The organism is Enterobacter sp. 01-M-02-SI-ECC, from assembly GCF_047530595.1.
In the GTDB taxonomy this organism is placed as follows: Bacteria; Pseudomonadota; Gammaproteobacteria; order Enterobacterales; family Enterobacteriaceae; genus Enterobacter; species Enterobacter cloacae_M.
Genome location: NZ_JBLKCZ010000009.1, coordinates 184400 through 197926, shown reverse-complemented (window position 1 = coordinate 197926; position 13527 = coordinate 184400). Strand labels below are relative to the sequence as shown.

General features: G+C 52.8%; 11 protein-coding genes and 1 rRNA gene. 2 read left to right on the top strand and 10 right to left on the bottom strand.

Annotated features, from left to right (window positions below; translation table 11 throughout):
* A 5S ribosomal RNA gene (gene rrf / locus ACMWLG_RS14280) occupies positions 1 to 101 on the top strand; the annotation flags it as partial.
* 106 nt (positions 102 to 207) lie between these two features.
* On the opposite strand, the gene ACMWLG_RS14275 is transcribed toward rrf, so the two are convergent.
* The 7 genes from ACMWLG_RS14275 to ACMWLG_RS14245 form a co-directional block, all read right to left on the bottom strand.
* Complete coding sequence (locus ACMWLG_RS14275) at positions 208 to 966, bottom strand: amino acid ABC transporter ATP-binding protein (protein WP_023309440.1); 759 nt, start codon at positions 964 to 966, stop codon at positions 208 to 210.
* 7 nt (positions 967 to 973) lie between these two features.
* A complete protein-coding gene (locus ACMWLG_RS14270) occupies positions 974 to 2077 on the bottom strand; it encodes an amino acid ABC transporter permease (RefSeq protein ID WP_023309439.1) in 1104 nt (367 codons plus the stop codon).
* A 9-nt stretch (positions 2078 to 2086) separates the two neighbouring features.
* A complete protein-coding gene (locus ACMWLG_RS14265; RefSeq protein ID WP_045404795.1) occupies positions 2087 to 3268 on the bottom strand; it encodes an amino acid ABC transporter permease in 1182 nt (393 codons plus the stop codon).
* 67 nt (positions 3269 to 3335) lie between these two features.
* A complete protein-coding gene (locus tag ACMWLG_RS14260; protein ID WP_023333654.1) occupies positions 3336 to 4361 on the bottom strand; it encodes an amino acid ABC transporter substrate-binding protein in 1026 nt (341 codons plus the stop codon).
* A 473-nt stretch (positions 4362 to 4834) separates the two neighbouring features.
* On the bottom strand, positions 4835 to 5056 hold the full coding sequence (locus ACMWLG_RS14255; protein ID WP_008502867.1) for a lipoprotein: 222 nt from the start codon (positions 5054 to 5056) through the stop codon (positions 4835 to 4837).
* Between the two features lie 303 nt (positions 5057 to 5359).
* Complete coding sequence (locus ACMWLG_RS14250; protein WP_045404797.1) at positions 5360 to 8473, bottom strand: efflux RND transporter permease subunit; 3114 nt, start codon at positions 8471 to 8473, stop codon at positions 5360 to 5362.
* An 11-nt stretch (positions 8474 to 8484) separates the two neighbouring features.
* The gene (locus ACMWLG_RS14245; RefSeq protein ID WP_414762994.1) at positions 8485 to 9624 is read right to left on the bottom strand and encodes an efflux RND transporter periplasmic adaptor subunit; all 1140 of its coding nucleotides are present in this window, start codon (positions 9622 to 9624) and stop codon (positions 8485 to 8487) included.
* A gap of 386 nt (positions 9625 to 10010) precedes the next feature.
* On the opposite strand from ACMWLG_RS14245, the gene envR reads away from it, so the two are divergent.
* Complete coding sequence (gene envR / locus ACMWLG_RS14240) at positions 10011 to 10730, top strand: acrEF/envCD operon transcriptional regulator (RefSeq protein ID WP_047063977.1); 720 nt, start codon at positions 10011 to 10013, stop codon at positions 10728 to 10730.
* Here envR and ACMWLG_RS14235 read toward each other — a convergent pair.
* The 3 genes from ACMWLG_RS14235 to fis form a co-directional block, all read right to left on the bottom strand.
* On the bottom strand, positions 10646 to 12727 hold the full coding sequence (locus ACMWLG_RS14235) for a putative bifunctional diguanylate cyclase/phosphodiesterase (protein ID WP_229218378.1): 2082 nt from the start codon (positions 12725 to 12727) through the stop codon (positions 10646 to 10648). The two genes, envR and ACMWLG_RS14235, sit on opposite strands and share 85 nt — an antisense overlap.
* A 139-nt stretch (positions 12728 to 12866) precedes the next feature.
* The gene (locus ACMWLG_RS14230) at positions 12867 to 13031 is read right to left on the bottom strand and encodes a DUF2556 family protein (protein WP_023309432.1); all 165 of its coding nucleotides are present in this window, start codon (positions 13029 to 13031) and stop codon (positions 12867 to 12869) included.
* Between the two features lie 177 nt (positions 13032 to 13208).
* A complete protein-coding gene (gene fis, locus ACMWLG_RS14225) occupies positions 13209 to 13505 on the bottom strand; it encodes a DNA-binding transcriptional regulator Fis (RefSeq protein WP_000462905.1) in 297 nt (98 codons plus the stop codon).
* Between the last annotated feature and the right edge of the window lie 22 nt (positions 13506 to 13527).

Below are 13527 nucleotides of genomic sequence, written 5' to 3'. Positions count from 1 at the left end.
GCGGTGGTCCCACCTGACCCCATGCCGAACTCAGAAGTGAAACGCCGTAGCGCCGATGGTAGTGTGGGGTCTCCCCATGTGAGAGTAGGGAACTGCCAGACATCAAACAAGTGAAGAGGCCATCCGAAAGGATGGCCTTTTTGCGTTATGATTCTCGTGAAAACGGTAGGCCCGGTAAGCGCAGCGCCACCGGGCAAAAACAGCAGATTAATGAATCACCTGCGACAGGAATGCTCGCGTACGTTCTGACTTCGGATGCGCAAAGAACTCATCCGGCGGCGCCTGTTCAACAATCTCACCGCGGTCCATAAAGATCACCCGGTCGGCCACGGTTCGCGCAAACCCCATCTCATGCGTCACACACAGCATGGTCATGCCGGATTGAGCCAGCCCAATCATGGTGTCCAGAACCTCTTTCACCATTTCCGGATCCAGGGCAGATGTCGGTTCATCAAACAGCATAATTTTCGGCTTCATACACAGCGAACGGGCGATAGCCACACGCTGCTGTTGGCCACCCGATATCTGGCCAGGGAATTTATTGGCATGCTCTGCGATACGTACGCGTTCCAGGTAGTGCATTGCCAACGCCTCCGCTTCCTTTTTCGGCATCTTTCGTACCCAAATCGGCGCAAGCGTACAGTTCTGCAGAACGGTCAGGTGCGGAAACAGATTAAAGTGTTGAAATACCATTCCTACTTCCTGACGTACGCGTTCGATATTGCGGATATCTTCATTCAGCTCGATACCATCAACCACAATGCGTCCTTGCTGATGTTCTTCAAGATGATTAATACAGCGAATGGTTGTGGATTTTCCGGAGCCCGAAGGGCCGCAAAGGACGATGCGTTCTCCCTGCTTTACCTTAAGATTAATGTCCCTCAGGACATGAAATTGTCCGTACCATTTATTCACATTTTCCAGCGTAATCATCGCGTCGGCGGGTGTCATAGTTATTTGGCTCATAATTTCCTCAGTGCGGTGTACGCCCGGTGTTAAAGCGCTTTTCCAGATGCTGGCTGTAGCGCGACATGCTAAAACAAAAGATCCAGTAGATCAGGGCAGCAAAGACATATCCTTCGGTGGACATACCCAGCCAGACAGGGTCAACGGTTGCCTGTTGCACACTGCTAAAGAGATCGAACAATCCGATGATGATCACCAGACTGGTATCCTTGAAGAGGGCAATGATCGTGTTGACCAGACCCGGAATGACCAGCTTGAGTGCTTGTGGAAGAATGACCAGTCCCTGCGTTTTCCAGTAACCGAGAGCCAGTGATTCCGCCGCTTCGTACTGGCCTTTAGGCAACGCCTGCAAACCACCTCGCACAACTTCAGCGACATAGGCGGACTGGAAGAGAATCACCCCCACCAGGGCACGGATCAGCTTGTCGATGGTTGTTCCCTCTGCCATAAACAGCGGCAGCATGACCGACGACATGAACAGGACGGTGATAAGCGGGACGCCACGCCAGAACTCAATGAAGATAACGGAGAGCACGCGGACGATCGGCATTTTTGAACGCCGTCCCAGGGCCAGTAAAATCCCCCACGGCAGAGCACCGGCTATCCCCACTGATGCGATAATCAACGTCAGCGTCAGCCCGCCCCACTGGCGTGTTTCAACGCGTTCCAGCCCCAGAAAACCGCCATACAGCAGCACCCAGACAATAATCGGATAAACCACCGCCCAGACGGCAATATAGCGTCCACGGTGAGGCAGCTTTTTCCAGAACATGACTGCGACAGAGAGCAGACCGATAACCAGCGCCAGATTAATCCGCCAGCGCTGTTCATGCGGATACAACCCATACATGAACTGACCGAAGCGTTCATGGATAAACACCCAGCAGGCGCCGGCTTTTGTACAGTCTGCCCGGGTTGAACCGACCCAGTTGGCCTGTAAAAACGCCCAGTTCAGCAGGGGAGGAATCAACTCCCACATGAGCCACAGGCAGACAATCGTCAGCAGGCTGTTACTCCAGCTGGAGAACAGATTCTTGCGCGCCCAGAGAATAAAACGTCCACCTGTCGAGTTGGCAGGGCGCGAGGAGTGCGACAGTATCGCTTTTGTCATCATAAATCCTTAGCGCTCGACCAGTGCTATACGACGGTTATAGAGGTTCATCAGCAGTGAAATTACCAGGCTGATGATGAGATAGACAGACATGGTGATGGCGATGGTTTCAATGGCTTGTCCGGTCTGGTTAAGCACGGTTCCGGCGAAGAGCGACACCATATCCGGGTAACCAATGGCAGCGGCCAGAGACGAGTTTTTGACAATATTGAGATACTGGCTGGTCAGGGGGGGAATGATGACCCGTAAAGCCTGCGGAATAATGACCTGGCGAAGCGTCACGGTATGGGGTAATCCCAGCGAGCGCGCCGCCTCGTGCTGCCCATAAGGAACTGCCTGGATCCCTGCACGGATAATCTCTGCGATAAAGGCGGACGTATAAATCGACAGCGCCAGCGTCAGGGCTGCCAGCTCGGGAATTAATACCATCCCGCCCTGAAAGTTAAAGCCCCGCAGATGTGGAATATCCCAGTGCAAAGCGGCCCCAAACAGCCAGTGTGCCATTAGCGGCAGGCTAACGATCAGGACAGCTGCCGTGGGCCAGGTTCTACGAAGCTGACCGGTTTTGATCTGATGCTTGCGGTTAAAACGGAATACCCCCGCAGAGAGCGCAAGCGCTATCACAATCGCGCCGATAAAAGCGTACAGCCCTTCACCCGGCTGAGGAGAAGGAATGGACAATCCACGGTTACTCAGGAAAAACAGCTCAAACGCGTCGACGGCCTGGCGGGGACCGGGAAGGTTACGCAGTACGGCGAAATACCAAAAGAAGATCTGCAGGAGCGGGGGGATATTGCGGAACGTCTCGATATAAACGGTCGACAGTTTCCGCAGGAGCCAGTTTTCAGAAAGACGCGCCAGGCCAATAAAGAAGCCCAGTACCGACGCGAAAACGATACAAAGCGCCGATACCAACAGCGTATTCAGTAAACCGACCACGAACACGCGTCCGTACGTGTCACCTTCCTGATAATCAATAAGGTGCTGAACAATACCAAACCCCGCGCTGCGGTCTAAAAACGCGAAACCGGAGGTAATGCCACGGTTATTCAGGTTGGTGATGGTGTTATGGATGAGATACACGGCGATGAGAACAACCGCAACAATAGCAATAATCTGGAATAGCCAGGCGCGGACCGCGGGATGAGAAAAGGATAGCGATCCTTTTACGGCTGAGCGGCGATGGGACATAAAGAAACCTCAGTAACCATGACTCTGGAGTGGGCACTGCCGGAGCAGTGCCCGTTACAGCTATGACTTAACGTACTGGTGGTGCGTACTGAATACCGCCGTTGTTCCAGAGATTGTTCTGGCCGCGTTTGATCTTCAGCGGGCTTTCCGATCCCACGTTGCGTTCAAAGATCTCAGAGTAGTTGCCCACCTGTTTGATGATGTTGTAAGCCCACTTGTTATCCAGCTTCAGATCCTTGCCGAAATCACCTTCTTTACCGAGCAGGTGTGCCATATCCGGGTTGGATGGCTTAGCGGCTTTTTCATCAACGTTTTTGGAATTGATGCCCATCTCTTCTGCGTTCAGCATGGCAAACAGCGTCCAGCGAACGATAGAGAACCAGTCTTCATCGCCGCGACGAACGACGGGGCCGAGAGGCTCTTTGGAGATCACTTCAGGCAGGACAATCCACTCTGCCGGATTGCTCAGCTTAATGCGTAAGGCATACAGCTGTGACTGGTCAGAGGCCAGCGTGTCGCAACGGCCGGATTCCAGCGCTTTGGCCGATTCATCCGAGCGGTCGAATGTCACCGGGGTGTATTTCATGTTGTTTGCTTTGAAATAATCCGCGACGTTCAGCTCGGTATCGGTGCCCGCCTGGATACAAACGGTGGCGCCATCCAGTTCCTTAGCGCTTTTCAGGCCGGCTTTATTGTGGGTCAGGAAGCCGATGCCGTCATAATAGGTCACGCCCGTAAATGACATCCCCATGCCTGCATCACGGGAGGAGGTCCAGGTGGTGTTACGGGAGAGCATGTCGACCTCGCCGGACTGCAGCGCCGTAAAGCGTTCTTTCGCCGTCAGCGGGGTGTATTTTACTTTGCTGTCATCGCCAAAAACGGCGGCTGCAACGCCACGGCAGACGTCCACATCAATACCGGTAAATTTGCCGTTCGCATCGGCATAAGAGAAGCCAGGCAAACCGTCACTGATACCACATTGAACAAAACCTTTCTTTTTAACGGCATCCAGTGTCGTTCCCGCATGGGCTTGACCGGCTACGGCAAACAACATACCTGCAGCGGCCAGGCTGGCTATCATCGTCTTTTTCATAATGCATCCTGTGTGGCGTAATTTATCGTTATAGAGGCGTTTTTAAACGCTTTACCTGTCTGTGGCTTTGGCCAACGTTTATAAAGCAAACGTAATGCCAGTTTTGCGTTCGACAAAATAAGAGACGAGTGAACGCTTAATGCTGAGTGTAGACAGGCTTAAATAAAACGAGCGCCCCGAAACGGTGCGAAATTACAACCTGTGCCACAAATTGGAGCAAAAGTTGCGAGTCGGGTCTGGAAAAAGAAGAGATAGTTTTTAGCGTGAATATTGGCAGGGTATTCAATAATATTAATGTGTGAAAATCATCACGATAGAATAAGTAATTTGAATGAGTATGCAAAAAAGCTGTGACTGACTTCAGGCTTAGATTAATTACGTGAATAAATACGGGGCTATTTTTTTACTTATTTGAAAATACTGCACTCATTAAAAGCAAAAGCGCGGCCAGAGCCGCGCTTTCTCAACAGATTTTACTTGGTCAGGGCAACAATACCCAGCGTCAGACCCGCTACTGCGGCAGCACCGCCGGCGATAGCACCCGCAGTCTCCCAGTTATCCTGGGTGGTGCCTTTCATACAGGTATTGGTATGAACCAGTCGGCCCTGGTCGTCGTAAACCGGTACACATGGAGAGTCGTGCGCGCAACCAGCAAGCAGCGCAGCGAGAAGTGCAACGGAAATGAATCTTTTCATGATGTTACCTCAGTATTATTTCTCATCCGCTATTAAGCCAGGAGGGCTATTAACGAACTGGAGGTTATTTTACCACCGGGGTAAGTCCTCGTTACACGAGGAATAATCTCAAATTATGTAGTTTGTAAAAATCGTGGAGAAAAGTCGGTTTAAGGAGGCATTAATGGAGGAATTATGGAGTTGCAAGAGACTGTTTTTACTTAATGCAAATCATCATATTTTTAATGCTGCCTTTATGTAAAGCCTAATTCATTGTTTATGTTAAAAATAAAAAGGCACCAGAGGTGCCTTTTCAGGGAAACATTAACCTTTATGGTGAGTAAACCGTCGCCGAACAACCACAAAGAAAACAGGCACGAAGAAAATCGCCAGAAGGGTTGCGGAAAGCATTCCCCCCATAACGCCCGTACCGACGGCGTTTTGCGCCCCGCTCCCGGCCCCGGTGCTGATCACCAGCGGCATGACGCCAAGAATAAAGGCCAGGGATGTCATAAGGATCGGTCGAAGGCGCATCCTGGAAGCTTCCAGCGTGGCTTCAATAATGCCTTTGCCTTCTTTATCCATCAGGTCTTTAGCAAATTCGACGATCAGGATGGCGTTTTTAGCCGATAAACCAATCGTCGTCAGCAGACCGACCTGGAAATAGACGTCGTTGTTTAACCCGCGCAGCGACGCTGCGAGAAGAGCCCCAATGACCCCCAGCGGCACAACCAGCATGACGGAGAACGGAATGGACCAGCTTTCATACAGCGCAGCCAGGCACAGGAACACCACGATCAGTGAAATGGCGTACAGTGCTGGCGCCTGGTTACCCGAGAGGCGCTCCTGATAAGACATCCCCGTCCAGTCATAGCCGATACCGGAAGGCAGTTTTGCCGCGAGACTTTCCATCATAGCCATGGCCTCACCGGTACTTTTACCCTGAGCTGATTCACCCAGGATCTCCATAGAGGGCATCCCGTTATAGCGCTCCAGACGAGGTGAACCATAGACCCAGTGAGCGTTGCTAAAGGTGGAGAATGGGACCATTTCCCCATTCGCGCTGCGCACGTAAAGGTTATTAATATCTCCCGGCAACATACGGAATTTTGCGTCGGCCTGTACGTAGACCTTTTTCACGCGCCCACGATCAATAAAGTCGTTCACATAGGTGCCACCTAAGGCCGTCGAAATCGTCTGGTTGACGTCAGAAAGACTCACGCCCAGCGCCTGCGCTTTCTCCTGGTCGACATCCAGCTTGAACTGAGGCGTATCTTCAAGGCCGTTAGGGCGGACGCGAACCAGCAGGTCAGGGTGCTCTTTCACCATGCTAAGCAGCTGGTCACGCGCCTGCGTCAGCTGGTTATGCCCCAGGTTCGCCTGATCGATCAACTCAAAATCGAAGCCCGTGGCGGTACCCAGCTCAATAATGGCAGGCAGGTTAAAAGGGAACACGAGGCCATCTTTAATCTGACTGAAGGCTTTTGTCGCGCGACCCACAATGGCTTCAACGCCGTTTTCCGCCCCCGGGCGCTCCTCCCAGGGCTTCAGGCTGACGAAGGCAATGCCGGCGTTCTGACCCTGGCCGCTAAAGCTAAAGCCGTTTACGGTAAAGACAGAATCAACGTTCGCTTTCTCTTTGTTCAGATAGTAGTCCTGAACCTGATCAAGAACCTGCTGAGTACGTGTCTGGGTTGCACCCGCCGGGAGTTGAACCATCGTCATAAACACCCCCTGATCCTCTTCGGGCAGGAAGGAGGTGGGCAAGCGCAGGAAGAGCACCGCCATCCCTACGACGATAATGACGTACACCGCCAGATAGCGCCCTGCCTTACGCAAAATACTGCTCACGCTGTTGCTGTAGTGCTCCACGCTTTTATCGAAGAGCGCATTAAACCAGCCGAAGAAGCCACCTTTTTTCTCATGATGGTCGCCGGATATGGGCTTAAGCAACGTTGCGCAGAGTGCGGGCGTCAGGATTAGCGCAACCAATACGGACAACGCCATAGCGGAAACGATAGTCAGCGAGAACTGACTATAGATCGCCCCCGTCGAGCCGCCAAAAAAGGCCATCGGAATAAAGACCGCCGAGAGCACCATGGCGATCCCGACCAGTGCACCCTGGATCTGCTCCATCGACTTCTGCGTGGCCTCTTTCGGCGGCAGTTTATCCTCGACCATGACGCGTTCAACGTTCTCAACGACCACGATAGCGTCATCGACCAGCAGACCTATCGCCAGCACCATGCCGAACATCGTCAGGGTATTGATGGAGAAACCGAATGCCGCCAGAACCGCGAAGGTACCCAGCAGAACGACCGGCACCGCGATAGTTGGGATGAGGGTCGCGCGCAGGTTTTGCAGGAACAGGTACATGACCAGGAAGACGAGAATGATTGCTTCAAACAGGGTCTTCACCACTTCGTGAATGGAGATCTTCACAAAAGGCGTGGTGTCATAGGGATAGACCACTTTCAGCCCCTGCGGGAAGAACTGCTGCAGTTGCGCCAGCTTGCTCTTAATGGCTGCCGCAGTGTCCAGCGCATTTGCCCCGGTTGCCAGCTTAATCCCCAGACCGGTTGCCGCCTGCCCGTTGATTTTAGTGACCATATTGTAGTTTTCGCCACCCAGCTCAATGCGAGCCACGTCCTTCAAATGAACCATCGAGCCGTCCTGGTTCACCTTAAGCGTCACGCGGCCAAACTCCTCCGGTGTTTTCAGGCGGGTTTGCGCGATGATCGAGGTGTTCAGCTGCTGCCCGGGAATGGACGGCGTCCCGCCCAGCTGGCCTGCCGCTATCTGGGCGTTCTGCGTTTTCAGCTGGTTGATAATATCCTGCGGCGTCAGCTGGTATTTGTTCATCGCGTTGCTGTCGAGCCAGATGCGCATTGCATACTGGGCGCCAAACAGCTGAACGTCACCGACGCCAGACGTTCGGCTGATGGCATCTTTGACGTTCGACGCGATATAGTCAGAGATGTCATTCTGCGTGAGATTTTTGTTGTCTGAAACAAAGCCGGCGACCAGCAGGAAGCTGCTGCTGGATTTCTCCACGCCAATCCCTTGCTGCTGTACCTCTTGCGGCAGCAGCGGCATGGCGAGCTGCAGCTTGTTCTGCACCTGCACCTGGGCGATGTCCGGATCGGTTCCTGACTCGAAGGTCAGGGTGATGGTGACGTTACCCGCTGAATCGCTGGTGGAGGACATATACATCAGCTTATCGATACCGTTCATGTTCTGTTCGATAACCTGGGTCACGGTATCCTGCACCGTTTGAGCGTCAGCTCCCGGGTAGGTCGCGGATATCGCCACAGCGGGAGGGGCAATGGTCGGATACTGTGCGACGGGAAGTTTGAGAATGGCCAGCCCGCCTGCAATCATCAAAATGATGGCAAGTACCCAGGCGAAAACCGGTCTCTGAATAAAGAAATTAGCCATGTCGTCGTCCCTTAACCGGCTGGCGTCGTGGTGGTATCCGGCGTGGCGACGACGGTTACCCCGGGTCTGACTTTCTGTAGCCCGCTGACAATCACACGATCACCGTTTTTCAGCCCTTCCGTTACCATCCAGCGATCGCCAATTGCCTGAGGGGCCACGACGGTTCGCGGCTCAACCTGGTTTTTATCGTTCACCACCAGGACGGTTGCATCGCCTCGCGGTGTGCGGGTCACGCCCTGCTGTGGTACCAGAATCGCATCCGGCTGGGTGCCTTCATCAATGCGTGCGCGAACGAACATGCCGGGTAACAGCTGATGCTGAGGGTTCCGGAAAATGGCGCGCAGGGTGATCGAGCCGGTACTTTCATCAACCGTGACGTCAGAGAACTGCAATGTGCCTTTCAGCGGGTAGGGCTGCCCGTTCTCCATCAGCAGTTCAACGCTGCTGGCGGTATCGCCTTTTTGCAGGCTCGTCTGTTTCAGGCGCATAAAATCATTACTGGACTGGGTGACATCGACATAAATCGGATCGAGCTGCTGGACCGTTGCCAGCGCTGCGGCTTGCCCGTTCGTCACCAGCGCCCCTTCGGTCACGCTGGATTTTCCGATACGACCTTCAACCGGAGAGGTCACTTTGGTGTAGGCAAGGTTGATACGTGCGCTTTCAACGCCCGCTTTTGCGGCAACCACGCTGGCATCTGCCTGCTGAGCCGTCGCTACGGCCTGGTCATACTCCTGCTTACTGACATACCGGGTGCCTACCAGCGGGAGATAACGTTTCACCGTCAGGTGTGCAATATTGGCTGCCGCCTGAGCCTTCGCCAGTTCGCCTTTCGCGCTGTCATAGGCCGCCTGATAGGTCGCAGGATCGATCTGGTAGAGTGACTCGCCCGCTTTTACATCGCTGCCCTCCGCGAAGTTGCGGCGAAGAATAATGCCGCTGACCTGAGGACGAACCTCCGCAACGCGAAATGCATCTGTTCTGCCCGGGAGTTCAGTGGTGACAGCCAGAGGCGCGCTTTTCACAATATGCACGCTGACCTGAGGCGCCTGCAGATGCTGTTGTTGATTTTCCTGACCATCGCATCCAGTGAGCAGTACCGTGCAGACAATGAAACCGGATAAAGGCAAGAGTCTGAAATGATTCGTCATTACTGTTCCTTTAAATACCCATTAACCGATATATGCCGCGAATCGGTAGCAGGGGCAGAGGGATAAAAATAAAATGTAGCTGCGTATAATAATGAGGGTATTTAATGTTTTTTAATTTATAAGTGCGAATGACCATGTTTGTAGAAGAAAATAAGAATCAGACCGGCTTCATCCTGGGATATAGTCAGGCATGTTAATCAGGTAAATGAGTTTAATATTTTATAATTATTCATTCCGTCAATTTAATTGATTGGATATATTTGTCTTAATTATAAATTAAGAGGGGTGACTTTTTTTGTGCAAAATTAAAACGGATTTTAGTGAATACTTACATTTGCATGAACGCAATATGACCTTTAAACCTTGTGAGTAACGAGTAGTTGCCTATGGCGCGTAAAAAGAAAGAAGAGGCTCAACAAACCCGGCAGCAGCTGATTGAGGCGGCTATCGGACAGTTTGCCACGCGTGGCGTAGCCAGCACGACGCTGACGGATATCGCTGATGCCGCTAAGGTGACGCGCGGTGCGATCTACTGGCACTTCACCAGTAAATCTGAAATATTTAATGCCATCTGGGAACAGCAATTACCGCTTCGCGACATTATTCACGACAGGCTTTCGCTTTCCGATAGTGACGATCCATTGTTAAAACTTCGTGAGCAATTTATTACCGCGCTGCAATATATTGCTCATGAACCCCGGCAATGTGCGCTTTTACAAATTCTGTATCATAAGTGTGAATTTAGCAGTGATATGATTTCTGAGCGTGAAATCAGAAAACGTATCGGATTCAACGATGACACGCTACGCGCCACGCTGGAGACCTGTATTTCGCGAAACATCATTTCGCCACAGGTGAATGTTGATCTCACCTTGATTGTATTCCACGGTTTTTTTAGCGGAATAATCAAAAACTGGTTAATGAATAACGACAGTTTTAATCTTTATCAGCAGGCTCCCGCTCTGGTCGATAGCATACTGGCGACACTCCCGGTTATTCGCGTGTCGCCAGATGAGGGTGCTTACTGCTCAGCGCCAGGTAACATTTCCCCTCGGGCACAAAGCGCCTCTATGGCCTGCGCGCTGACGGGTTTACCTAACAGATAACCCTGAAGGGTGTTACAGCCAAGCTCGGTTAAAAAGGCTTGCTGCGCTTCGGTTTCCACACCTTCAGCCACGACTTTCAGGTTAAGTGTTTTAGCGAGGGCCACAATTGCTGAGACAATAGTGGCATCCTCGCTCTCGCCGCTGAGCTCTTTCACAAACGCCCTGTCGATTTTCAATTCGCAGGCCGGTAAGCGCTTGAGGTACAGCAGGCTCGAATATCCGGTGCCAAAATCATCAATGGAGGCCTTTACCCCCGCATTGGTCAGCTCTGTCAGCACGCGTACGCTCTCATCCGGGTTGCTCATCGCCGTGGTTTCCGTCACTTCGAGGATCAACATTTCCGGTGGCACCTGGTGAAGTGCCAGGCAGTCGAGAACCGTTTTAACCAGCGAAGGTTGTTCAAACTGCAGTGTCGACAGGTTTACCGCCATTGACCAGCTTTGATGTCCCTGAAGATGCCATTCCCGCAGCTGGCGACAGGCTTCATTAATCACCCAGTTGCCAATCGGGACGATCAGCCCCGTTTTTTCCGCCAGCGGCAGAAAGAGGTCCGGCGTCAGTAACCCCTGCTTAGGATGCTGCCAGCGCAATAACGCCTCGAATCCGAGGACCGGGCCCGCCGGGGCATGAAATTTTGGCTGATACAGCAGGCGCAGCTCATTGCGATCGATTGCCATCCACAGATCGTTCATTAACTGGAGATGGGTCTGCGCCAGGGTGTTCATGGAGGGCTGGAAAAAGTGGTAACCGTTACGGCCCATATGCTTCGTGTGATACATCGCCGCGTCGGCGTTAAACATCAGCTCACGCTCGGTTTTGCCGTCGTGAGGATATAGCGCGATGCCAATGCTGAGGGTCACGACCAGTTCATAGGGGCTGAGATTGAACGGGCTATCGATCGCGCGCACCAGCGAGTTCGCCAGCGATGCCGCGTCGTCCGGACCTTCTCCCTCTGCCAGCAGAACAAATTCATCACCGCCGATACGTGCAAGGGTGAACTGGCCTTTCAGGAGAAGCAGCAGACGCTGCGTAACGGCGACCAGCAGCCTGTCACCGACATCATGGCCGTAGGCGTCATTGATGGCTTTAAAGCCGTCAAGATCCATGAACATCAGGGCAAAGTGGTTGCCTTCACGATCGGCTTTGCTGATGGCCTGATCGAGTCTGTCTTCCAGCAGGATACGGTTGGGCAGGCGCGTCAGGGTATCGTGTAGCGCCAGTTGAGCGAGTTCCCGGTTAGCTTCTGCCAGCGACGAGGCCAGAAGGGCGGTACGAGCCTGAAGGCGGGCATCCAGCATCGACACCAGCAGGGTGATCCCAAGAATAGAGAGCGCGACGACGCTGACGAGCACCGCCAGCCAGCTCCCGTTGATACCCTCATGGTGAACCATTGTGGACATCGGAAACTGCGCCGCTTTCATCCCGGCATAGTGCATGCCGGCAATGGCAATTCCCATCGTGATGGCGGCACCCATGCGCATCAGCACGACCTGCGCGGCTTCGCGACGCAGGCGGAAGGTGAGCCATAATGCCGCGAGCGAAGCGGCAAGCGCAATCACGACCGAAATGGCCACCCACATCTTGTCCCAGATAATCCCGGGCATCACTTCCAGCGCCGCCATGCCGGTGTAATGCATAGCAACAATACCGCTCCCCATCACCAGCGCGCCGGGCAGCAGTCGGCGCAGGCGTAGTTGCTCGCAGCTCACGAGCCATAGCGCAAACAGCGACGAACCCACGGCGATGACCATGGATAACACCGTCAGGGTGGCGTTGTAGCTCATGCTCATGGAGAGGTCCATCGCCAGCATGCCGATAAAATGCATGGCCCACACGCCGATGCCCATAGCAATACCGCCGCCAGCCAGCCAGACGCGGGCAGCGACACCTTCACTCCCGGCGACGCGTGCAGCCATGTTCAGCGCGGTATACGCAGCAAGAATGGCAACAACAAAGGAGAGGACGACAAGGATAGGGTTGTATTGGCTGACCAGCATGGACGGTTCTACTCGAGTGTGGGGTTACGCTAGAGCGGTTGAGAAGGGCGAGACATTATCACCGTCAGGTAATGGCTCAAAGGGATTTAAATCCCCGTTTTTAGTGGGTAATAACGGGGTGGTTTGCGCAATCGGGCGGTTAGTCGAGCTCTGAGCAGTTCACGAGTTTCAGCGGATTAACGGAGTTCATATTGCGACACTTATCGGTTTCGGTGCTCATCAGTTCAATCCACTGCATCAGGAGTGTATCGAAAATGAGAACGGAGATTGCAAAGACAACCAGCCACCAGTATTTACGAATCATTGTGTCATTCCGCGAGAAGATCGCCAGTAAGGTGGGGGAAATATACACGAAAAACCGTGGTTGAAAAGCGGGAGAGGCGAAGGTTTACAATGCGTTGACGGAGAAGCGCAGGTAATAAAAAAGGCGCTTCCCCATGCCGAAGAGCGCCTTTTTAAACAAGCATTTAACTGATTAGTATCAGTTCATGCCGTATTTTTTCAGTTTCTTACGCAGAGTACCACGGTTGATACCCATCATCAGCGCAGCGCGGGTTTGGTTACCGCGGGTGTATTGCATCACCATGTCCAACAGTGGCTGTTCAACTTCAGCCAATACCAGCTCATACAGATCATTAACATCCTGACCATTCAGTTGAGCAAAATAGTTCTTCAGTGCCTGTTTAACCGAGTCACGCAGGGGCTTTTGAGTTACCTGGTCCTGAGAGTTAACGGTAGAAACGGTCAGTACGTCAGAATTTACGCGTTGTTCGAACATAGTTCTGTCAGCTCTTTATTTC

Coding starts and splice junctions, on each gene's coding strand:
- ACMWLG_RS14275 (WP_023309440.1), bottom strand. CDS start 966: ATGAGCCAAATAACTATGACACCCGCCGACGCGATGATTACGCTGGAA.
- ACMWLG_RS14270 (WP_023309439.1), bottom strand. CDS start 2,077: ATGACAAAAGCGATACTGTCGCACTCCTCGCGCCCTGCCAACTCGACA.
- ACMWLG_RS14265 (WP_045404795.1), bottom strand. CDS start 3,268: ATGTCCCATCGCCGCTCAGCCGTAAAAGGATCGCTATCCTTTTCTCAT.
- ACMWLG_RS14260 (WP_023333654.1), bottom strand. CDS start 4,361: ATGAAAAAGACGATGATAGCCAGCCTGGCCGCTGCAGGTATGTTGTTT.
- ACMWLG_RS14255 (WP_008502867.1), bottom strand. CDS start 5,056: ATGAAAAGATTCATTTCCGTTGCACTTCTCGCTGCGCTGCTTGCTGGT.
- ACMWLG_RS14250 (WP_045404797.1), bottom strand. CDS start 8,473: ATGGCTAATTTCTTTATTCAGAGACCGGTTTTCGCCTGGGTACTTGCC.
- ACMWLG_RS14245 (WP_414762994.1), bottom strand. CDS start 9,624: ATGACGAATCATTTCAGACTCTTGCCTTTATCCGGTTTCATTGTCTGC.
- envR (WP_047063977.1), top strand. CDS start 10,011: ATGGCGCGTAAAAAGAAAGAAGAGGCTCAACAAACCCGGCAGCAGCTG.
- ACMWLG_RS14235 (WP_229218378.1), bottom strand. CDS start 12,727: ATGCTGGTCAGCCAATACAACCCTATCCTTGTCGTCCTCTCCTTTGTT.
- ACMWLG_RS14230 (WP_023309432.1), bottom strand. CDS start 13,031: ATGATTCGTAAATACTGGTGGCTGGTTGTCTTTGCAATCTCCGTTCTC.
- fis (WP_000462905.1), bottom strand. CDS start 13,505: ATGTTCGAACAACGCGTAAATTCTGACGTACTGACCGTTTCTACCGTT.